The following is a 20921-nucleotide window of genomic DNA, read 5'->3' on the forward strand; positions in this document are numbered from 1 at the left end:
TCACTATTCACGATATGAATGGCGGCATGAACCTCCGATCCATCGACCTCAATCTGCTCGTCGCGTTGGACGCACTGCTGACCGAGCGTCATGTCACCAGGGCGGCCGACCGCGTCGGCCTCAGTCAACCGGCGATGAGCAACGCGCTCAACCGGCTGCGCGCGATGTTCGAGGACGAACTCCTGGTACGGACGACGGCCGGGATGAAGCCCACGCCCCGCGCCACCGAACTGGCGGAGCCGCTGCGCCAGGTCTTGCGGCAGGTCGAGCGCGTGATGGCGAGCGACGCCGGCTTCGATCCAGGCCGGACCGAACGCACCTTCACGATCAGGATGTCGGACATTCTCGCGTGCCTGCTGCTGCCGCGGCTCGCCGCGGCGCGGCCGCCCGATGCGCGGATCTCCTACAACACGATCCATCTGCCGCCCGCTTTGACGATCGATGCGCTGGAGCGGGACGAGATCGACGTGGCGGTGAGCATGGGGCTCGAGCATTCCGCATCGATCCGTTCGGAGACGCTGCTTGGCGACCGCATGGTCTGCCTGATGCGGAGCGGTCACCAGGTCAGGCGCGGACGGCTGACCTTCGAGCGCTTCATCGCGCAAGAGCACATGAAGGTCTCGATGAGCCCGACCGACCTTCGCTTCGTCGACGACGTGCTCGCCGAACGCGGCCATCGGCGACGCATCGCGCTGAATGTGCCGCATTGGCTCGTCGTGCCTCACGTTCTCAAGCAGACCGACCTGCTCGCGGTGATGCCGCGGCACCTCGCCGCCGTGCTGATGGACGACGGTCTGCGAATGGAGGAACTGCCGTTCGAGTCCGCGCCGTTCGACTGGATGTTGTACTGGCATCGTAGATACGATCAGAGCAATGCAAATGGCTGGCTCCGCGAAGGGCTCAGGGCGGCCTGCTCCGATCTGAGTTAGGCCCCGATGTCCGCCGGTCTCCGTGCGATCGACGACTGATGTCCTGCCTCGGCGTTCGTGACCGCCGACGCGTCCTCCAGCGATCGTCCCTTGGTCTCGAATCCAAACGCGAGAAACACCACGGCCTGGAAGACGAGGATGCCGGCCAGGGTCGTGAGCACGCCGGTCAAGCCTTGCCAGGCGAAGATTGCGACCACGACGTACTGGACCAGTGCGGTCGCGATCCGTCCGGACGTGGCGCAGATCGCCGTGCCGCGAAGCCGGTAGCGCGTCGGGAACAGTTCGGGGACGTGCATCGCGAACCCGGTCGCCAGCATGACATAGATCGCGGTGACCAGCAGGAAGCCTACGCCTGCAAGCGCAACACCGTCCGCCATATACGGATAGGCAATGCCGAGCACCGCAGCCGCAATCGACGAGCAGACGATCGAGAGCCTGCGTCCGAGCCGGTCCGCCAGCACGAGCCCGATCAGCGATCCGACCGGCCCGCCCAGCGCCATCACGGTGGTGTAGCCCAGCGACGAGACCACGCTGTGGCCGCCCTTGACCATGAAGGTCGGCAGCCAGCCGATGAACCCGTAGAGGCTGAAGCCGACGACGATGTGCAATAGGCTGCCGAGCAGCGTGCGCGCGAGATAGGGCGGCTGGAACAGACGCCAAACCGCACCGGGAGGCTCCGGCGCCGTCGCGCTGGCGGCGATGGGAGCCAGCGTTCCCTTTCGCGCAGCCTCCGCTTCGATCGCCGACAGAATTTTCTCGGCTTCATCGGCGCGTCCGTTGGCGGCGAGCCAGCGCGGCGATTCCGGCATCGACTTGCGCAAGAACCAGACGATCATCGCCAGGATGCCGACGAGGGCGAACATGTAGCGCCATCCGAGCGTCGGGATCACCCACAGGCCGATCATGGACGACGCGAACAGCGAGAAATTGGTGATCACGGCCAGCAGCCCGATCCAGCGACCGCGCGAGGCGGCCGGCACAAACTCCGTCAAGGTCGCGTAGCCGACCACGATCTCCGCGCCGAGGCCGATGCCGATGATGAAACGCAGGCCGATCAGAACGGTCATGCTGGGCGCGAAGGCTGCGGCGATCGATGCCAGGCCGAAGATCGCGAGGTTCATCTGGTAGGAGAAGCGGCGGCCGAAGCGGTCGCCAAGGATGCCGGAGAACCAGGCCCCGATCGTCATTCCGACAAAGGTCGCAGAGACGAATGCGGCGTTGAGCTCGAGCGTCGACCAGCCTTCCTTGAGCACCGCGCCCAGCACGCCGCCGGCCAGATAGATGTCGAATGCATCGAGGAACATGCCGGCGCCGATCAGGGTCAGGATGCGCCAGTGGAATCCGCAGATCGGCAGCCTGTCGAGGCGCGCGCCCGCGTTGATGTCGATGTCGGCGGATCGCGCCATTCCAAACCTCCCTGCCCGGCCTTGTGCGAGCCGGATGTTCCAATGATCGATTGATGACGCGCAGGGGGTCGTCGTCCAATTCAAAACGAAAATTCGACTATTTGGCGCAGTGATGAAGCTGACGCGAGTGGCACGATCGCGTTCCATCCTGACACCGAGCTGACTTGCGTACGCCGTCATTAACGATCCCGCTGTCGCGCGATGTCGAAATCACGGTGTCAGCACAAACATTCACAACGGGTTCATGTCGCCGCCACTATTCGACTCCAACGCTGGGGAAAAAGATTGGAGTATGCGCCATGCGCCGCATCGCCGGACTGCCTTTCGCCTTAGCTCTCAGCCTCTGCTGTCTCTCACCGCCTGCGCCAGCGCGCGCGCAGCTCGCCATCAGCATCAGCGTCGATGCAGCACCGCCGCCATTGCCTGTTTACGAGCAGCCGCCGATTCCCGGCGACGGCTATATCTGGACCCCGGGCTATTGGGCGTGGAGCGACGATATCGGTTACTACTGGGTCCCCGGCACATGGGTGCTGCCGCCCGCGCCTGCATTGCTCTGGACACCCGGCTACTGGGGTTGGAACGACGGCGTCTACGCGTTCCACGCCGGATACTGGGGAGCGACCGTTGGGTTCTACGGCGGCATCGCTTACGGCTTCGGCTACACCGGCCTCGGCTATGACGGCGGCTACTGGCGCGGCGGCAGCTTCTTCTACAATCGCTCCGTCAACAACATCTCGAATGTGTCGGTCACCAACGTCTACAACAAGACCGTCATCAATAACACGACCAACGTCAGCTACAACGGCGGCACCGGTGGCACCATGGTGCGGCCGACGTCGCAGCAGCTCGCTGCCCAGAACGAGCACCATGTGCCTGCGACCGGCGAGCAGACGCGGCATGCGGAAGCGGCAAGGAAGGATCCGGCGCTGACGCTCGCCAACAACCATGGTCATCCGGCAATCGCCGCGACCGCCCACGCAGCACGATTCAGCGGCGCGGGCGTGATCGCCGCACGCCCGGGCAAGCCGATCGCGGCGCCGCCGCCCCGGCATGCACAACCAACGACCGGTCACGCTTTGCCGACGGGAAACGCCCTGCCGCCCGGACACGCGCTGCCAACAGGAAACGCTTTGCCGGCCGCACACGCTCTGCCGAGCGGAAACGCTCTGCCGCCAGCGCACACACCACCAACAGGACATGCCCTGCCTGCGGGACACGCTCTCCCGGCGGCACACGCGCTGCCGACAGGGCACGCCCTGCCCGGCGCTGGCCAACATCCCGCACCGGCGCCGCACGTCGCCGCGCCAGCCGTGCATGCACCCAGGCCGCAGCTCGCACAGCACGCACCACCTCCGCCACGCGCGGCCGCGCATCCGCCGACGCCGCACGTCGCGCAACTGGCTGCACGCCGTCCTCCTCCTCCGCCGCACGTGTCGCGGCCAGCACCGCGGCCCCATCCTGCGCCACGGCCGCATCCGGCCGCGAGGCCACATCCGGCGCCGCATAAGCACCAATGATCCAGCTCATCGGCGTGCCTGCAAGGGCACGTCGATGTCGTATCATAGCCGTTGGAGGTCCTGGCGCGCAGAGCGCCACGTCAGGCCAGTTCGTCGGCCGCAGCCCTGATCCCGGCGTAGATTTCCCCGAGGTCCGACTCGGTGACGCAGTACGGCGGCATGACATAGATCGTGTTGCCGAGCGGTCGCAGCAGCAGATTTCGGCCTGCAAAGAAGGCCTGAAGCCGCTGGCCGATGCCCGCGAGATAGCCGGCATCGCTTACCTTCAGGTCAAGCGCGGTGATGGTCCCGGTGCGGCGGACGTTCTCGAACCGTGCATCGGCGTGGAATGGTGCGATCAGGCGCTCCTGCATCGCGGCGACCGAGGCAACGCGCTCGTGTGCGCCGTGTTGCCAGAGTTCGAGGTTCGCCCCTGCGGCGGCGCAGGCGACCGGATTCGCCGTGTACGAGCTCGAATGGAAGAACGTTCGCGAACGATCGCTGGAATAATGCGCGTCGTAGATGTCGGCACGGCAAAGCGTCACCGCGAGCGGCAGCGATCCGCCGGTGAGACCCTTCGAATAGCAGGCGATGTCCGGCGTGATGGCCGCCTGCTCGCACGCGAACAAGGTGCCGGTCCGGCCCCAGCCGGTCATGACCTCGTCGGCAATGAACAGCACGCTAAAGGCTTCGCAGATGCGCTTCATCTCGGTTAGCACCCAGGGCGGATACATCAGCATCCCGCCCGCACCCAGGATCAGCGGCTCGACGATGAACGCTGCCGGGTTCTCCCTCTGGCACGCGGCTTCGAGCGCATCGAGCGTCGCCTGCTCATGACCGGCGGCGGGAAACGGGATTGACACGACGTCGAACAGCAGCGGCTCGTAGGCCGCATTGAAGACGCCTCGCGCGCCGACCGACATCGTCCCCACGGTGTCGCCATGGTAGGAGTGCTCCATGACGATGACGCGCGTGCGCGGCACGCCGATATTGTGCCAATAGCCGAGCGCCATTTTCAGCGCCACTTCCACGCTGGTCGAGCCGGAGTCGGAAAAGAACACGTAGTCGAGGCCACGGGGCGCAAGCTTCAGGAGCTCTGCGGCAACCGCTTCGGCCGGTTCGTGGGTATGACCGGCAAAGATGATCTGGTTGAGCTGTTCCGCCTGCTTCTGGATCGCGCTCACGATATGCGGATGGCAATGGCCGTGGGTCACGACCCACCAGGATGCAATCGCATCGATAATCCGGCGGTCATCGGCGGTGTAGAGATAGGCGCCCTCGCCGCGCACGATCTTCGTCATCCTGTCGTACAGCGCGTGCTGGGTGAACGGGTGCCAGATCGGCGACTTCTGCGGGGACGTCATGGATTGAAGTCGTCGCGCTGGAACGAAGCCTTGAACGCGGCTCGCAGCGAGTCTGCCGCAAGCGGAGAGAGCCAGGGCAACCGGCCCAACCGACGCACTTGCCCGATCTCGCAAATTGCCCGCTCGCTCTCGGGATTGCTGTCGCCGATGAATGCGATCCCGAGAATGTCGATCCGGCGCTGGCTCAGCGCCTCGATCGACAACAGCGAGTGATTGATGGTGCCGAGCGCCGTGCGGGCGCAGAGCACCACCGGAAGCCGCCATCGCGCGAACATGTCGATAAAGAGCGTGTCGTCATTCAGCGGCACCATCAGCCCACCGGCGCCCTCGATCACGAGCGGCCGCCCCCCGCTGTCGGGCACGTCTAGTGCGGCGGGGTCGATGCGCACGCCGTCGATCGCGGCGGACTGATGCGGCGAAGCCGGCGTGCGAAGGCGGTAACGCTCAGGCACGATGCGATCGGCCGCGAGACCCGCAAGCCGCGCCACCAGTTGCGCATCGGTCTCGTCCTCGAGGCCGGACTGAACCGGCTTCCAGTAGCTCGCGCCAAGGAAGCCGGCGAGGCCTGCGGAGAAGATCGACTTCCCGATTCCGGTATCGGTGCCGGTCACCACGATCCGGCAGCTCATCGCGACCAGCCCTTCGTCTCCTCGACGAGCGCATCGAGCAGCGCGCGCACGCCGTCCTCGTCGACATTGAGGGTCAGTGCAATGCGCAAGCGCGCTGTCCCCGCCGGCACGGTCGGCGGCCTGATGCCGCGAATGTCGAAACCCCGCGCCTGCAGCGCCGATGCTAGCTGCATCGCGCGCGCATTGTCGCCGACGACATAGGGCACGATCTGCGAGCGCGACGGACTGCGCCAACCGCGCAGATCGAGCTCGCGATGCGTGAAGGCGACCAGGCTCGCGAGTCGCTGCTGATGCTCGGGCTCCTCCTGCAGGATCAGAAGTGCCTCACGCACGGCAACCGCCGTCAGGGGTGACGGCGCAGTGGCGAAGATGAACGGGCGGCAGCGATTGACCATGAAGTCGCGCAGCACGGTCGAGGCCGTGACCAGCGCGCCCGCGGCGCCCAGCGCCTTGCCGCAGGTATGAACGATCACCAGATTCTCGCGCCCTTCATAGGGCGCCGTCAGCCCTCGCCCCTGCTCGCCATAGACACCGGTGCCGTGCGCCTCGTCCACCATCAGGAATGCCTCGTGCCGCTCCGCGATGGCGACGAGATCGTCGAGCGGGGCGACGTCGCCATCCATGCTGTAGACGCTTTCGACCACGATCCAGACCCGGCCGGTTCCGCCCTGGGCGCGCCAGCTGCGAATGGTGTCTTCGACCGATTGGGGATCATTGTGCGCGCTGATCCGGAACTCGGCCCGGCCGGCCCGCGCGCCTTCGTGGATGCTGGCGTGCACCAGGGAATCGAGAACAACCAGGTCGCCGCGTTGCGGCAACGTCGTCAGCACGGCGAAATTGGCGACGTAGCCGCCGCCAAAGAACAGCGCGGTCTCGGCGCGAAAGAACGTGGCTGCATCGGCTTCGAGCCGTTCGTGCTCCTCGCAATTGCCGCGCAACAAGCGCGATCCGCCGGCGCCGATCGGCGTGCCGGCCGCGAGCGCGGCCGAGACGGCGTTCTTGATGCGTGGCGCGCTCGCAAGCGCCAGATAGTCGTTCGATGCGAAATCGACGCCTGCGCGCGGCGTGAGGCCGCGCAGCCGATCGTCCTTGCTCAGGGCGCGCAAGGCCGCGGCGTAATCAGCGGCGTTGGCCGCATGGATTGCGCTCATGCTTCACTCTCAGGAAGGCGGTTAGTCGCGCGCGAACCGCGCCGCGCGCGCCGAAGGTTACGGTCAGGCGAGGGCGGAGTTGATGCCGAGCCGGTCCAGCAGGTTGGCGTCGCGATCGCGCTGCGGGTTCCTGGTGGTCAATAGCACGTCGCCGATGAAGATCGAATTCGCGCCGGCGAGGAAGCACAGCGCCTGCAGTTCATCGGTCATGTACTGCCGTCCGGCCGACAGCCGCACCACGCTCTTCGGCATCATGATCCGCGCGGTCGCGACCAGCCGCGCCAGCGCGATCGGATCGGGACGCTCGGCGGTGTCGTTGACCGGCACGCCCTTGACCTCGTTCCACAGATTGATCGGCACGCTCTCCGGATGGCTGGGTAGATTGGCAAGCAGCATCAGCATGCCGAGCCGGTCTTCGACCTGCTCACCCATGCCGATAATGCCACCGCAGCAGACCTTGATGCCGGCGTCGCGCACATGCGCGAGCGTATCGATGCGGTCCTGCAAGGTGCGGGTGGTGATGATCTTGTCGTAGAATTCCGGCGAGGTATCGACGTTGTGGTTGTAGAAATCGAGCCCGGCTTCGGAGAGCCGTTCGGCCTGGTCAGGCGTCAGCATGCCGAGCGTGACGCAGGTTTCCATGCCCAGCCCTTTCACGGCGCTGACCATGTCGCAGACCTGATCGAGATCGCGGTCCTTGGGACTGCGCCAGGCCGCGGCCATGCAGAAGCGGGTTGCGCCGGCATCCTTGGCGCGCTGCGCGACCGCGACCACGTCGTCCTGCGCCATCAGGCGGGTGGCCTTCAGGCCGGTGTCGTAATGCGCGCTCTGGGAGCAGTATCCGCAGTCTTCCGGACAGCCGCCGGTCTTGATGCTGAGCAGACTTGCGGTTTCGACGTGGTTCGGATCGAAGTTGGCGCGATGAACGCCCTGCGCCTGAAACATCAGGTCGGCGAACGGCCGGTTATAGAGCGCCTCAGCCTCGGCCCGTTCCCAGGTCTTGCGAGGCGCTGCGCAGGCGCGGCTCTCGATCCGTTCGATTTCCACCACATCAACCATAGGCTTGCCTTCTTGTTTGTGATCGATCATAGATAATCTGGAACATTATCTATGATCGATACCTTAGAACGATGCTAGCCGAGGCCGAGTGAGAGCGCACCCGTTTTTATGATAGATAATCTATGACCGACGACGGCGAGAATACGACGACCGCCGGGCGCATTGCCGCCTCGATCGGCGAGCGCATCATCAGCGGTGCATTGCCGCCGGATGCTCCGCTCCGGCAGGATCATGTGGCGCGGGAATTTCATTCCAGCCACGTTCCAGTGCGCGAGGCCTTCAGGCAATTGGAGGCTCAGCATCTCGTCGTTGCGGTACCCCGTCGCGGCGTGCGGGTTGCTCCGCTCGACACCAAATCGGTGAGAGAGATCGCCGAGATGCGCGCCGCGCTCGAGGTGGTCGCGTTACGCAATGCCGCTTCCAAATTCACATCGGCCCATCTGGCACGGATCGAACTCGCATTGATCGAAGGCGACAATGCAGAGACGATTCAGGATTTCGAGATGGCCAATCGCGCCTTTCATCACGCGCTGGTGGCACCTTGCGCGATGCCGCGACTGCTCGCCAGCCTCGACGGCCTGCAACTCGCAAATTCGCGATTGGTGTTCGCGATGGCCCGCAACGCCGGCTGGCGGCCGCGGCCCAGCCAGGACCACCGCGTGATTCTGCAGGCCCTGCGCGCACGCAACATCGAGCAGGCCTGCAGCCTGCTCGCGCGGCATATTCAGACGATCGAGCGGCTGGCGCTGCCGGCGGCGTGATCGGAGCTGCGATCCGCTAAGCGATCGCGACGATCTCCAGCTCCTGATCGCCCGCACCTACGACGTCGCCCAAGGCCTTCCCCATCAGCGATCGCGCCACCGGCGAAATAAAGGAGATCGAGCCTGCCTTTGGATCGGCTTCGTCCTCGCCGACAATGCGATAGGTCTGCACGCGGCCGTCGGCGCGGCTGAAGGTCACGGTGCTTCCGAACGCAACGGCTTCGGTCGACGCAGGATCGGGGACGAGCTGCGCCGTGCGGAGCCGTTCCGTGAGATAGCGTGCGTCGCGCAACGGAACCGCCGACTGCCGTCGCCGCTCGTTGACGTCGTCCAGTTGCTGCGCGGCCTCGTAGGCCTCGCGCGCCTCCTGCAGCTGTCGCTCCAACGCCTTGCGTCCTGCTTCGGTCACCAGATTGGGATGCGGCGAAATGGGACGGTCCGGCAACAGCGTTTCGGACGCAGTCTCGGCACTTTCTTCCTTGGTGAAGGCAACGCTCAATCCGGAACTCCATCGATGAGAAAGCCAGTATAGCCGCTTCTCACTCGCGTCGCTAATGCGACGCTGGCTGTTCCGCCTTGCTGCGACGACCAAAGCGGCTCTTGGCACCCTCGCGCCAGCCCTGGAAGGTGACGAAGAGCATCGGCACCAGGAAAATGCCGATCGAGCTTGCGGCGAGCATGCCGCCGAACACCGCGGTGCCCACGGCACGACGGCTGATTTCGGCGGCGCCGGTCGCGACCACCAGCGGAACCAGGCCGAGGATGAAAGCAATTGATGTCATCATGACGGCGCGGAAGCGCATTTGCGCGCCCATCGTCGCGGCCTCCGTAATCGGCTTGCCGGCCTCGCGCTGCTCCTTGGCGAATTCGACGATCAGAATGCCGTTCTTGGCGGCGAGCGCGATCAGCACCACGAGGCCGATCTGGCCGTAGAGATCGAGATTCAGGCCCGCGAGCTTGATCGCAAGATAGGAACCGAACACGCCGACCGTGACCGACAGCAGCACGGGAATCGGGATCGTCCAGCTCTCATACAGTGCCACCAGGAACAGATAGGCAAACAGCACCGCGAGCCCGAGGATGATGCCGGTCTGCCCGGAAGCCGCCTGCTCCTGATAGGCGGTGCCGGTCCATTCATAGGAATAACCGGCCGGCAGCGTTGGTTTGGAGAGGTCGGCCATCGTCGAGATCGCGGTGCCCGACGACACGCCCGCCGCCGGGCTGCCGTTCACCGTGACCGAACGATAATTGTTGTAGCGCGTGATCACCTGCGGTCCGGTCACGATCCGCAGGCTTGCGATCGAGCGGATCGGCACCATCTCGCCGCCGGTGTTGCGTACATAGATCTGCCAGATGTCAGGGATGTCGCGGCGGTCGGCCGCATCGCCCTGCACGTTGACCTGCCAGGTGCGGCCAAACAGGTTGAAATTGTTGACGTAGATGCCGCCGAGCGTGGCCTGCAGCGCGGTGAAGACGTCGGCCATGTTGAGGCCGAGCGCCTGCGCCTTGGCGCGATCGATATCGAGATAGACCGATGGGTTGGTCGCGGTGAAGGTCGAGAACACGCGGGCCAGACTAGGATTGCGGTTCGCAGCACCGATCAGCCCGCCCATCACGCTGCTGAGCGAAGCCGGATCCTGCCCTTCCAACGCCTCAAGCTGATATTCGAAGCCACCGGAGGTCGAAAGCCCGATGATCGGCGGCAGGTTGAACGGCAGCACCGACGCCTGGCGAATCTGCGATCCCCCCACGAAGGTCTGCCCGATCGCGGCCTGCACCGAGTCGGTGACGGCCTTGCGATCGGTGAACGCCTTCATGCGCGACACCATGAATGCCGAATTGGGCTCGCTGGCACCGTCGAGCAGCGAGAAGCCGATGATCGACAGCACATGGTCGATCGCCGGATTTTTCTTCAAGAGCGCCTCGACCTGCTTGGTGACCTCGCTGGTGCGCGCCACCGACGCGCCGTCAGGCAATTGCACCGCGATGAAGAAGGCGCCCTGGTCTTCCTCGGGCAGGAAGCCGGTCGGCGTGATCTTCGACACGCCGAACACCGCGCCGGCAAACACAAGCACCGCGACCAGTGACAACACCGCGACGCGGACCAGCCGCTGCACCACGCCGGCGTAGCGGTCGCGCACCCAGTCGATGCCGCCTAGCACCCGTCCCATGATGCCGCGACGCGGCCCGCCATGGCGCAGGAACACGGCGCACAGCGCCGGCGACAATGTCAGCGCATTGAGCGCCGAGATCACCATTGCGGCGCTGATCGTCACCGCGAACTGGCGGAACAGCGTGCCGGATATACCGGGGATGAACGCGATCGGCACGAACACAGAGAGCAGCACCAGCGAGATCGCGATGATCGGGGCCGTGATCTGCGCCATCGCCTTCTTGGTGGCGTCGGCCGGCGACAGATCCGGCTCCTCCTCCATGACACGTTCGACGTTCTCGACCACCACGATGGCGTCGTCGACCACGATGCCGATCGCGAGCACCATCGCCAGCAGCGAGACCGTGTTGGCGGAATAGCCGAGCGCCAGCAGCACCGCGAAGGCGCCAATCAGGCTGACCGGAACCGCCACCGCCGGGATCACCGTGGCGCGCAGGTTGCCGAGGAACAGGAACACCACGATCACGACGAGCACGAAGGCCTCGCCGAGCGTCTTCATCACTTCCTTGATCGTATCGGAGACGAAGGTCGTGGAGTCGTACTGCACGAGGTAGGTCAGCCCCGGCGGAAACCGCTCCGACAGCCGCGCGAGCGTGGCCTGCACCGCCTTGGCCGTGGTCACGGCATTGGCTCCGGGCGCGAGATAGATTCCCATCGGCACGCCGGGATTGCCGTCGATCCGCGACTCCGAGTCCATGTTCTGCGCGCCGATCTCGACGCGGGCGACATCCTTGATCCGCAGCACCGATCCGTCCGGATTGGCCCGCAGCACGATGTTGCCGAACTGCGCCGACGTGGTCAGGCGGCCCTGGGTCTGCACGTTGAACTGGAACTGCTGGTCATTGCTGATCGGTCGCGCGCCGATGCGGCCGACCGGCGCCTGCACGCTTTGGGCGCGGATCGCGGCGATCACGTCCGACGGCGCCAGATTGAGGCTGGTGAGACGCTGGGTGTCGAACCAGATCCGCATCGAATAGTTCAGCTTCGCGAACAGCGACGCCTGTCCGACGCCGGGCGTGCGTGAGATCGCGTCCAGCACGTTGATGATGGCGTAGTTGGTGATGAATAGCGGATCCTGCTCGCTACTCTTGCTATACAGCACGATGAACTGCAGCACCGCCGAGGATTTCTTCTGCACGGTCAGGCCCTGCGCCTGCACCTCGGTCGGCAATTGCGCGAGCGCGCTCTGCACCCGGTTGTTGACGTTGACGGTGTTGATGTCGGGGTCGGTGCCGAGTGCGAACGAGACCGTCAGCGTGTAGCTGCCGTCATTGCCGCTGGTCGACTTCATGTAGAGCATCTTGTCGACGCCCACGACCTGCGCTTCCAGCGGCTGGGCGACGCTCGATTCGACCACTTCAGCCGACGCGCCGGGGAACACGGCCGAGACCGTGACCTGCGGCGGCACGATGTCGGGGAACTGGGCGACCGGAATCTGCATCAGCGCCAGCGCGCCCGCGATCGTGATCACGAACGCGATGACGATCGCAAGCCGCGGACGATCGACGAAGACAGCTGAAATCATGGGTTGTTGCCCGTCGATTTCGGCGTGCTGCTGGCGCCACCGTCCGCCGAAACCTTCATGCTCGACTGGATCAGCGCGCTGGCAGGTCCCGGCGCGACCACCTCACCCGGCTTGACCTTCTGCAATCCCTCGACGACGACCTTGTCGCCAAGCGAGATGCCGCTCGTCACCGCCGCAATCGTCGACGTCGATTGCCCAAGCTGGACCCGCCGTTGTTCGGCCTTGTTATCCGCGCCGACGACGTAGACATATTCGCCCTGCTGGTCCGACAGCACCGCCGAGCGAGGGATCGCCAATACCTCGACCGGCTGCACGCCTTCCAGCAGAACGGTCACGAACTCATTGTCGGTGAGCTCGCGGATGTCGCCGCCGGCTGCGACGGAAGTGTACGCCGACGGATTCGGAATCGTGCCGCGCAACGAAATAGTATCGGTGTTCTGCGCGATCGTGTTGTTGACGAAATTCAGCTCACCTGCCTTCTCATAGAGTCGGCCGTCCGGCAGCCGCACGCGAATGACGACAGCCTTGAAGCCGCCGCGCGTCGCATAGCGGTCGCGCAAATCGAGCGCCTCGCGCACCGGCACGGGGAACGTGACGTACATCGGATCCTGGCTGACGATCGTCGTCAGGGTTCCCGAGCTCGGCGTCACGACGTTGCCCTCAGTGACCGCGGTGCGCCCGATCTTGCCGTCGATCGGCGAATGGATCTCGGTGTAGTCGAGATTGATCTGCGACAGGTCGACCTGCGCCTGCGCGGCCTGCACCTGCGCCTCGAGGCTCTGCTGGTTGGCGACCGCCGCGTCGACGTTGGATTGCTGGCCGGCCGGACCGCCCATCAGGGCCTTGGCGCGATCGGTAGTCAGCTTGGCGTTGACCAGCGTCGCCTGCAATTGGGCAACCTGCGCCTTCTTCGATGCAAGATCGGCCTCGAACGGGCCGCGCTCGAGTTGATAGAGCAGGTCGCCGGCCTTGACCTCGGCACCCTCGACGAAGTTCCGCTTCTCCAGGAACGCCGTGACGCGCGCCACCACGTTGACGCGGTTGGTGGCCTCGATGCGTCCCAGAAATTCGCTGGATTCGGTGATCGGCCGCTTCACCGCCTCGAACACGCCCACGGCAGGAGGCCCGGGCGGGCCCGCCTGAGCGTGAGCCGCCGAAATCCCGATCGCCGCCAATCCCGCCGATACGAGAAGCCCTGCCAATCCACCGAGCATTCGTTCCGTACCACTCATGCGGTCCAACCCTTCGGCTACCAACAAGCTCTACGAGACGGATATGACGTCGAGTTCCCTCAGACCGGAAAGGTCAGGATGGGCAAGGCGCCTTGCAGGAAATCATAACGCGCCCAATCCGACAATCCCGTTGCGTCGCTCCGGTGATCCGGGTGACGGATAGCTTTGAGAAACGTCGCGGCGCTGCGATAGTACGGCGATTGCAACCGCGCCGTCCGGCTCGGAGCATGTCGCGCACACCGAAGGCTCCCATCAATGTGATGCACGCCAGCGCTACCTCGGTAAGGTCGAGGTCAGACGTGGTGCCTGCAAGATGACGCGTGTTTGACTGCGTATCGGAAAGCCGAGGCAGCGGCCCATGCCGCTCACAACGCGATGGCGTTCTTCAACCGAGACGTCGCTTGATAGGTCGGCGACGCCAGGTGGTCGTACAGCCATGGCCTTGCGCGCTTGCCTCCGACCTCGTGCACGCCATCGAAGACATCGATGTCGATCAGATGCGGATGGCCTGACGATGCGTAGACGGACCGCATTTCCGAAAACTTCTCATCCCGCCCAAGTTTCATGGCATTTGCACCGTCGCGGCTGCCGATCTCGACGAACAGCGGGCATGGGCAGAGCAGGTACGCCAGCTCTGCGCCGGTGTATTTGGCGCGGCCGTTGCTGAAATGAATGTAGGCCGCGAGTTCGATGCCGAGGTTCTTGCTGATGACGGATGACATCAGGAACTTCTTCTCGTCGCGCATATATCCAGAGACGACGGTCGGCTGCATCCGCCCCGTCGCGGCTTCCAGATGCAACGCGAGAAACGCACCCCAGGACACCCCGTAGACACCGACATTCAGACCGGATGCTCCGGTCACCTTCCTGCAGACGATTTCGCCCGCGTCGAGCGAGGCGCACGACAAATTGTGCGCCGAGACGGCATGGGATGCCAGCATCGCGGCAATATTATTCTGGCTTTCCTGATTTCCGATCTGGACGATGTAAGGACACCAGACGACGTAACCGTCCTGGCAGAGATGCTTGCCGAGCGCATTCATGTAATCCTTGTCGGCATCATCGAAGCATCGCTCCGGCGTGCTCGCCATTCCGTGGCCGAGCAGGATCAATCCCTTGAATTCTCCGTCGGGAATCCCAAGGCATCCGCGCACCGGCACGCCGCATTCCAGATCGAACTCGACCTTCACGACGGAAAATCCATCCGCCGTGTCGCGCCGGAGAATCCGGAGCTCGTCGCGGGATGGCCGATAAAGCCGCCGCTCCCGGAACAAAGACCGCATCTCCGTGCGAATGTCCGGACCGGTTGCGACCGCGCGCAGCTTTCCGCTTGCCGCGATATCGAAGAACGACCGGCAGAACTCGTCGTAGCCAAGGGCCGGCAGGTCGATATTCGCGCACGATCCGTGGCAATGGCTCAGCGCCAGCGTGTTGCCGGTGACGGACGAGGGTCCGACCAGCGTCATCAACAATCCGGAAAGCGCCCTGCGACTGATCATCGGCCCTCGCTGAGCCGACGATGGCTCGAATGAATGAGAGATGACCGCCTAGCTGGCGCTATGGATTGCACGGATACAAATTAAAGGATGTTCATGGTCGAACGATCGCGAGCAGCGTTGCAAACGTGTGACGCTGGCAGGCTGAAGATCCCCCTCGTTCGTGCCGAAAGCATTTCGAAACGCTTCAGAATATTTCCGATCGCCGCGCGACTTCAATTTCGCGGGACGCAGCGATGCGGCGCGTGGCGGCGGGGACGCTATCGCCAGATATTGACTGCTACGTCTTGGGCTTGACCTCCGGCGACCTTGGCCGCGGCCGCCAAGCGAGGCGCAGCTCGCGCGCCCGCGCGCAAAAGCCGGCAAACGCCGGAATGCCTCGCGATGCCTTGAGTGCCCCGGAATAGCCCGGACTCGTGGGCCGGGCCGAATTGCTCTACGCAATATTTCCGCGGTCGATGGGTTTATCTATTGGGCAACGAATTTTCCGGGATGGCCGATGGCGAACGACCTGCACGAGCATCTGATTGAACTGGCCTATGAGGCGGCGGTCGTCCCCGAGCTTTGGCCGAATGTGCTGCATCAGGTCGGCGGGATCACGCGTGCGCGCGGTATCGTGCTGTTGACGGCAGCCCCACACGACGTCCGCTGGGTCGCATCCCCCGATATGCACGACGATACCGTTGCCTATCTCGAAGGCGGCTGGCACGAGCGCAACGGACGGCTGCCGCGCCTGCTCGCGGCCAACCATGCCGGCTTCCTGCGCGACATCGACGTGTTCGATACGCCCGAGGAGGTGCAGCAGGATTTCCAGATCCGCGAATTCTTCCGCCCGCGCGGGCTCGGATGGGGTGCCGGCACCGCGATCCCGGTGCCGAGCGGCGACGTGCTGATCTATAGCGTCGAGCGCGAATACCAGCACGGACCGATCGAGCGGGAGGCGATCGAGCAGCTCGACGCGCTGCGCCCGCATCTGGCGCGTGCGGCGCTGCTGTCGGCGCGGCTCGGAATGGAGCGCGCCAGGGCGGCTACCGAGTCGCTGGCGATGCTTGGACTGCCCGCGGCGGTGCTCCGGCGCGGCGGCCGTCTGATGGCGGCCAACACGCTGTTCGACCGCCTGGTGCCCGACGTGATGCAGGATCGCGCCGACCGCCTGACGCTGGCGGCGACCACTGCCGATGCGCTGTTCGCACAGGCGCTGGCGGCGCTCGATCAGGGACTGATCAGCCTGGAGGTCCGCTCAGTGCCGATCGCCGCGCAGGAAGATCAGCCGCCGCTGATCGTGCATCTGGTCCCGGTCCAAGGTGCTGCACGTGACCTGTTCGATCGCGCGCTGGCGATCGTGATCGTGACGCCGGTGGTGCCGGCCGAGGTTCCGAACGCGGAAGTGCTGCAGGGTCTGTTCGACCTCACGCCGGCGGAAGCGCGCGTCGCGCGCGGCATCGGCGAAGGCCGAACCGTCGAGGCAATCGCCGTCGCATTCGGCATCTCCCGCGAAACGGTGCGCAACCAGTTCAAGGCCGTGCTGGCGAAGACCGGGTTGGGCCGACAGGTGGAGCTGGCCGGATTGCTCGCCGGCGCGAAGGTGCCGCCCGGTTCGTCGGCGAAGTAAAGCATGATCCGGAAAAGTGCGAGGCGGTTTTCCGAGAGGATCATGCTCAAACAAGGCGCGGCGCTTAGGCCGTGCTCAGGCGAGCCTGGAAGAAGCCGGCAATACGGCTGACCGCGTCGGCGGTCATTGGGTCATTGTCCGCGAAGTCGAAACCGTGCGCCTTGCCCGGATATCGGACGATCTCCGCCGCGGCGCCGACCGACTTGCCGAGCCTGACAAGCCTTTCACCGCTGGCAAGCGGCACGTTGCGGTCCGCGTCGCCGTGCAGCTCGATCATCGGCGGCAGATGCTTGACCTCGGGCGCAATCTTGTCGGGCATGCCGCCATACAGCACGGCCAGCGCAGACACCCGCTCGTCACGGGCCGCTGCAGCCGCGGCAACGTAGCCGCCGAGCGAAAAGCCGAGCAGTCCGATCCGGCCGGAACTGTCCGCGCCTGCCAGCACCGAGGTCAGCACGGAGGAGACGCGCGCGGCCCAGGCATCGAACCGCCCGGCCTCGTAGGTCTCGCGGCGCTCGCGCGTGTGCATTACCTCGAACGCCTGCTCGTCGGCCGGCGTGTAGTAGCGGACGAAATAGGCGTCGATGCCATCTGCCGTCAGCGCATTGGCATAACGCTCATAGGCCTGCGGCCTGAGATCGAAGCCACGCGAACCGTGCAGGACAAGCACGGCCGGCCGCTTGCCGGTGCGCCCGGCGGCAAAAACGGTTGAGAGTGACCCGGCCTTCGCCGGCATCCACACTCAGCGTCTCGGCGGTTGCGGCCGCAAGCGAAGGCGATGCCGCCAGCAGGGCAAGCCCGCCAAGCAGGCTCCGTCGGCAGATTGCTGGCATCGAAACCTCGATTGGACTGCGTAGCCCTGGCCCGGCGCGCTGCTATATCATGCCGAGCGGCGCGCCCGATAGAGCGCCTGACCGGTGTTCAAACGGCACCGGTTACGCTAGTGATAGCTCCCCTTCCTCCGTGCGCCGCCCGGCGCACGTCCAGTCAATGAGTGCATCTGAATGGCCGAAGCCGACCTCGACGCCGTCATCCGGCAAACCGCAAAAGCGCAAACCAAGGCCGTGATGGCGGCTGCCAAGAAGCGCCAGGCCGTCTGGATCGCGCGCGCGGCCAAGGCGAAGGACAAGGAGATCAAGGCGCGCTTCCGCTTCCTGGCCAAGAGCACCATGCTGAACGCGACCGCGACCGCCAAGCGGCTGCAGAATTCGGCGGAGAACGCCGCCGATGCCTACGCCCGCGCCATGAAGAAGGCGATGGAGGAGCCGCCGCCGGCCAAGAAATCTGAGAAGAAGCCTGCGAAGAAGAAAGAGGACGCCTGACAAGAGCCTTTTTCCGTTCCGCTTGAATCAGAACGGGGCGCTAGATTCTTGTTTTGGCGCATTTTCTTCACGCGAACCGGTATCCACTTCGCTCGAATTGCTCCAGGGAGTGCTCATGCTCACCGTTCACCATCTCGGCAAGTCGCAATCGGAGCGCATCGTCTGGCTGTGCGAGGAGCTGGAGATTCCATATGAGCTGAAGCGCTACGCGCGAGATCCCGTCACGGTGCTCGCGCCGGCCGACTACAAGGCGCTGCACCCGATCGGCACCGCCCCTGTCATCACCGACGGCGAGCTGGTGCTGGCCGAATCCGGCGCGGTCGTCGAGTACATCGTCGCCAAATACGGCAACGGACGGCTGACGCTGAAGCCTGACCATCCTGACTTTGCGCAGTTCCTGTACTGGTTTCACTTCGCCAACGGCACACTGCAGGCACAGATGGGCCGCAGCATGATCTTGCACCGCCTCAACCTCGCACCCGACAATCCGATCCTGGTGGCAACCAAAGCGCGGGTCGACCGTTCGTTCGATCTGATCGAGGCGCGGGTGCGCGGCGCCAATTATCTCGCGGGCGATGCGTTCACGACGGCCGACATCATGATCGGCTTCTCGCTGACGACGATGCGTTATTTTCTGCCCTACGACCTCGGCCGCTGCCCCGACATCAGGAATTATCTCGGCCGCATCGCCGCACGCCCGGCCTATCAGCGCGCGATGCAGAAGGGCGATCCGGGCATGGCGCTGCTGCTGACGTGAGGTCGTAATGCCGCGTTATGTCGCTCTGCTGCGCGCGGTCAATGTCGGCGGCACCGGCAAGTTGCCGATGACCGAGTTGAAGGCGATGTGCGTCGACGAGGGATTTGCCAACGTGCAGACCTACATCGCCAGCGGCAATGTCGTGTTCTCCTCGAAGCTCGGCGCAGCGAGCGTCAAGGCCGCGCTGGAGAACCGGCTGTACGCCTATGGCGGCAAGCCGGTCGGCGTCGCGGTCCGCAGCGCGGACGAGATCGCCGCTGTGCTGAAGGCCAATCCGTTTCCGAAAGCGCCGCCGAACTCTACTGTTGCGATCTTCCTCGACGAGCCACCGCCCAAGAACGCGCTGGAAGACATCAAGGGCCAGCAGGACGAGCAGGTGCGGCTCGGCAAGCGCGAAATCTATGTCGCCTATGGCAGCGGCATGGGCCACTCGAAGCTGAAGATCCCCGCCGCCGCCAAGGGCACCGCGCGCAACCTCAACACGGTCGCGAAGCTCGCCGAGCTGGCGGCGGCGACTAAGCCCAGTCCAGGAACCTAACACCCGTCGTCCCGAGGAGCGCCAACGGGCCCGCGCGAAGCGCGGCCCGATGACGGGCTCCGCGCGTCTCGAAGGATGCACGGCCCGGCCGGTGGCCGTCGATCCTTCGAGACGGCCGCGTTGCGGCCTCCTCAGGATGACGGTTCGGCGCGGATCGCATTGCTAGCTCTCCCGCACCACGAATCCTTCGGCGCCGAGCCTGGCCAGCACGTCCTCCAGATGGGCGCGGTCGCGGGTCTCGATCACCAGCTCGAGCAGCGTCGCCTTCGCCGGCAGATCGGAGAAGGTCCGCTGGTGCGAGACCTCGATGATGTTGGCGCCGGCATCCGCAAGCAGGATCGACACCGCCGCAAGCTGTCCGGGCCGGTCGACGATGTCGAGCGCCAGTTGCGTCAGCCGGCCCTCGCGCGCGAGCTCGCGGGTCAGGACCGAAGCGATCAGCCGCGTGTCGATATTGCCGCCGGTCAATACGAGGCCGACTGAGCTGCCGGCAAAGCGCTCCGGCGCCGCGAGCACCGCCGCGAGACCGGCAGCGCCGGCGCCCTCGACCACCGTCTTCTCGATCGAGATCAGGGTCGCGACCGCGCGCTCGATCTGGTCCTCGCTGACCAGGACGATGTCGTCGACGAGGTCGCGGACGATTTTGGTGGTGATTTGACCGGGCGCCTTGACCGCGATGCCCTCGGCAAGCGTGTCGCCGCGCATTGGCAACTGCTCACCGCGGATGGCGTTGTACATCGATGGATAGAGCTGGGCCTGCACGCCGACGATCTGCACCGACGGCTTCAGCGCCTTCGCGGCCGTGGCGATGCCCGAGATCAGCCCGCCGCCGCCGATCGGCACCACCAGAATATCGAGCTCGGGCACGGCTTCGAGCATTTCGAGCCCGATCGTGCCCTGGCCAGCAATGATCAGCGGATCGTCATAGGGATGGATCAGGATCAGGCCCTTCTGCGCGGCATACGCGCCGACGAACGCGAAGCATTCCTCCAGCGTCTGCCCGGTGATGATGACCTCGGCGCCGTGCCGCCTGGTGTTTTCGATCTTCACCATCGGCGTGCCGATCGGCATCACGATGGTGGCGGGGATGCCGAGCCGCTTCGCGTGATAGGCCACGCCCTGGGCATGATTGCCGGCCGACATCGCGATCACCCCGCGCTTGCGCTCCTCGGCGGACAGCGCCTGCAGGCGATTCAGCGCGCCGCGCTCCTTGAAGGTCGCCGTGAACTGGAGGTTCTCGAATTTGAGGAACAGGCGGCAGCCGCAGATCTCGCCCAGCGTGCGGCTCTCGTTGCACGCCGTGACCGTGACCGAGTCCCGAATGACCTCGGCGGCACGGCGCACGTCGGCAAGAGTTACAGCGGCATGGGTCGCAGCTTGTGTATCGGAAGGATGCGGCATCGGGTTTCGCTTTGGACCGTTTCGTCAAACGGAACCTAGCGGGTTTCGGCGCCGAAAACGACCGCGCTAT

At 65.0% G+C, this 20921-nt stretch carries 18 protein-coding genes; 7 read left to right on the forward strand and 11 right to left on the reverse strand.

All coding sequences use genetic code 11. The features are described 5' to 3' along the window. The first annotated feature begins 26 nt into the window (after positions 1-26). Entirely contained in the window at positions 27-929 is a 903-nt protein-coding gene (locus tag ABIB78_RS34885; RefSeq protein WP_429033180.1) for a LysR family transcriptional regulator, read from the forward strand. Here the strand turns inward: ABIB78_RS34885 and ABIB78_RS34890 are convergent. Next, positions 926-2335 (reverse strand): MFS transporter, encoded by a 1410-nt coding sequence (locus tag ABIB78_RS34890; RefSeq protein ID WP_429033183.1) that lies wholly within the window; start codon positions 2333-2335, stop codon positions 926-928. The two genes, ABIB78_RS34885 and ABIB78_RS34890, sit on opposite strands and share 4 nt — an antisense overlap. Before the next feature lie 299 nt (positions 2336-2634). On the opposite strand from ABIB78_RS34890, the gene ABIB78_RS34895 reads away from it, so the two are divergent. Next, a complete protein-coding gene (locus ABIB78_RS34895; protein WP_429033186.1) occupies positions 2635-3852 on the forward strand; it encodes a hypothetical protein in 1218 nt (405 codons plus the stop codon). Positions 3853-3932: 80 nt separating this feature from the next. On the opposite strand, the gene ABIB78_RS34900 is transcribed toward ABIB78_RS34895, so the two are convergent. The 4 genes from ABIB78_RS34900 to bioB all read right to left on the reverse strand — a co-directional run bounded on the left by ABIB78_RS34900 (position 3933) and on the right by bioB (position 8034). Then, entirely contained in the window at positions 3933-5195 is a 1263-nt protein-coding gene (locus ABIB78_RS34900; RefSeq protein WP_429033188.1) for an adenosylmethionine--8-amino-7-oxononanoate transaminase, read from the reverse strand. Then, positions 5192-5824, reverse strand: a complete 633-nt coding sequence (bioD, locus tag ABIB78_RS34905; protein ID WP_429033191.1) for a dethiobiotin synthase — start codon at positions 5822-5824, stop codon at positions 5192-5194. Before bioD ends, ABIB78_RS34900 begins: the two co-directional genes overlap by 4 nt. Further along, a complete protein-coding gene (locus ABIB78_RS34910; protein WP_429033193.1) occupies positions 5821-6975 on the reverse strand; it encodes an 8-amino-7-oxononanoate synthase in 1155 nt (384 codons plus the stop codon). The genes bioD and ABIB78_RS34910 overlap by 4 nt, the downstream gene beginning before the upstream one ends. Before the next feature lie 63 nt (positions 6976-7038). Continuing rightward, entirely contained in the window at positions 7039-8034 is a 996-nt protein-coding gene (gene bioB / locus ABIB78_RS34915; protein ID WP_429033195.1) for a biotin synthase BioB, read from the reverse strand. Positions 8035-8156: 122 nt separating this feature from the next. Between bioB and ABIB78_RS34920 the strand changes: the two genes are divergently transcribed. Then, on the forward strand, positions 8157-8795 hold the full coding sequence (locus ABIB78_RS34920; protein ID WP_429033197.1) for a GntR family transcriptional regulator: 639 nt from the start codon (positions 8157-8159) through the stop codon (positions 8793-8795). A 16-nt stretch (positions 8796-8811) separates the two neighbouring features. Here ABIB78_RS34920 and greA read toward each other — a convergent pair whose 3' ends face one another. The 4 genes from greA to ABIB78_RS34940 all read right to left on the reverse strand — a co-directional run bounded on the left by greA (position 8812) and on the right by ABIB78_RS34940 (position 15224). After that, on the reverse strand, positions 8812-9294 hold the full coding sequence (gene greA, locus ABIB78_RS34925) for a transcription elongation factor GreA (protein WP_429033199.1): 483 nt from the start codon (positions 9292-9294) through the stop codon (positions 8812-8814). 52 nt (positions 9295-9346) lie between these two features. Beyond that, entirely contained in the window at positions 9347-12493 is a 3147-nt protein-coding gene (locus ABIB78_RS34930; protein ID WP_429033201.1) for an efflux RND transporter permease subunit, read from the reverse strand. Beyond that, a complete protein-coding gene (locus tag ABIB78_RS34935) occupies positions 12490-13608 on the reverse strand; it encodes an efflux RND transporter periplasmic adaptor subunit (protein ID WP_429033203.1) in 1119 nt (372 codons plus the stop codon). The genes ABIB78_RS34930 and ABIB78_RS34935 overlap by 4 nt, the downstream gene beginning before the upstream one ends. A 482-nt stretch (positions 13609-14090) precedes the next feature. Further along, complete coding sequence (locus ABIB78_RS34940; RefSeq protein WP_429033204.1) at positions 14091-15224, reverse strand: hypothetical protein; 1134 nt, start codon at positions 15222-15224, stop codon at positions 14091-14093. A 496-nt stretch (positions 15225-15720) separates the two neighbouring features. Between ABIB78_RS34940 and ABIB78_RS34945 the strand changes: the two genes are divergently transcribed. Continuing rightward, positions 15721-16833 (forward strand): helix-turn-helix transcriptional regulator, encoded by a 1113-nt coding sequence (locus ABIB78_RS34945; protein ID WP_429033206.1) that lies wholly within the window; start codon positions 15721-15723, stop codon positions 16831-16833. 64 nt (positions 16834-16897) lie between these two features. Here the strand turns inward: ABIB78_RS34945 and ABIB78_RS34950 are convergent, their stop codons facing one another. Beyond that, the gene (locus ABIB78_RS34950) at positions 16898-17569 is read right to left on the reverse strand and encodes a dienelactone hydrolase family protein (protein ID WP_429033208.1); all 672 of its coding nucleotides are present in this window, start codon (positions 17567-17569) and stop codon (positions 16898-16900) included. Between the two features lie 268 nt (positions 17570-17837). Between ABIB78_RS34950 and ABIB78_RS34955 the strand changes: the two genes are divergently transcribed. The 3 genes from ABIB78_RS34955 (at position 17838) to ABIB78_RS34965 (ending at position 19450) form a co-directional block, all read left to right on the forward strand. Beyond that, positions 17838-18155: a hypothetical protein gene (locus tag ABIB78_RS34955; protein WP_429033211.1), complete on the forward strand. Its 318-nt coding sequence runs from the start codon at positions 17838-17840 to the stop codon at positions 18153-18155. A gap of 115 nt (positions 18156-18270) precedes the next feature. Further along, positions 18271-18912 carry a glutathione S-transferase family protein gene (locus ABIB78_RS34960; protein ID WP_429033213.1) on the forward strand — a complete coding sequence of 214 codons (642 nt, stop codon included), beginning with the start codon at positions 18271-18273 and terminating at the stop codon, positions 18910-18912. A 7-nt stretch (positions 18913-18919) separates the two neighbouring features. Beyond that, entirely contained in the window at positions 18920-19450 is a 531-nt protein-coding gene (locus ABIB78_RS34965; RefSeq protein ID WP_429033215.1) for a DUF1697 domain-containing protein, read from the forward strand. 162 nt (positions 19451-19612) lie between these two features. Here the strand turns inward: ABIB78_RS34965 and ABIB78_RS34970 are convergent, their stop codons facing one another. Then, entirely contained in the window at positions 19613-20851 is a 1239-nt protein-coding gene (locus ABIB78_RS34970) for a threonine ammonia-lyase (protein ID WP_429033216.1), read from the reverse strand. Positions 20852-20921: the final 70 nt, after the last annotated feature.

This window comes from Bradyrhizobium sp. I1.14.4 (assembly GCF_050435825.1).
GTDB lineage: Bacteria > Pseudomonadota > Alphaproteobacteria > Rhizobiales > Xanthobacteraceae > Bradyrhizobium.

Coding starts and splice junctions, on each gene's coding strand:
- ABIB78_RS34885 (WP_429033180.1), top strand. CDS start 27: ATGAACCTCCGATCCATCGACCTCAATCTGCTCGTCGCGTTGGACGCA.
- ABIB78_RS34890 (WP_429033183.1), bottom strand. CDS start 2,335: ATGGCGCGATCCGCCGACATCGACATCAACGCGGGCGCGCGCCTCGAC.
- ABIB78_RS34895 (WP_429033186.1), top strand. CDS start 2,635: ATGCGCCGCATCGCCGGACTGCCTTTCGCCTTAGCTCTCAGCCTCTGC.
- ABIB78_RS34900 (WP_429033188.1), bottom strand. CDS start 5,195: ATGACGTCCCCGCAGAAGTCGCCGATCTGGCACCCGTTCACCCAGCAC.
- bioD (WP_429033191.1), bottom strand. CDS start 5,824: ATGAGCTGCCGGATCGTGGTGACCGGCACCGATACCGGAATCGGGAAG.
- ABIB78_RS34910 (WP_429033193.1), bottom strand. CDS start 6,975: ATGAGCGCAATCCATGCGGCCAACGCCGCTGATTACGCCGCGGCCTTG.
- bioB (WP_429033195.1), bottom strand. CDS start 8,034: ATGGTTGATGTGGTGGAAATCGAACGGATCGAGAGCCGCGCCTGCGCA.
- ABIB78_RS34920 (WP_429033197.1), top strand. CDS start 8,157: ATGACCGACGACGGCGAGAATACGACGACCGCCGGGCGCATTGCCGCC.
- ABIB78_RS34930 (WP_429033201.1), bottom strand. CDS start 12,493: ATGATTTCAGCTGTCTTCGTCGATCGTCCGCGGCTTGCGATCGTCATC.
- ABIB78_RS34940 (WP_429033204.1), bottom strand. CDS start 15,224: ATGATCAGTCGCAGGGCGCTTTCCGGATTGTTGATGACGCTGGTCGGA.
- ABIB78_RS34945 (WP_429033206.1), top strand. CDS start 15,721: ATGGCGAACGACCTGCACGAGCATCTGATTGAACTGGCCTATGAGGCG.
- ABIB78_RS34950 (WP_429033208.1), bottom strand. CDS start 17,569: ATGCCGGCGAAGGCCGGGTCACTCTCAACCGTTTTTGCCGCCGGGCGC.
- ABIB78_RS34955 (WP_429033211.1), top strand. CDS start 17,838: ATGGCCGAAGCCGACCTCGACGCCGTCATCCGGCAAACCGCAAAAGCG.
- ABIB78_RS34960 (WP_429033213.1), top strand. CDS start 18,271: ATGCTCACCGTTCACCATCTCGGCAAGTCGCAATCGGAGCGCATCGTC.
- ABIB78_RS34965 (WP_429033215.1), top strand. CDS start 18,920: ATGCCGCGTTATGTCGCTCTGCTGCGCGCGGTCAATGTCGGCGGCACC.
- ABIB78_RS34970 (WP_429033216.1), bottom strand. CDS start 20,851: ATGCCGCATCCTTCCGATACACAAGCTGCGACCCATGCCGCTGTAACT.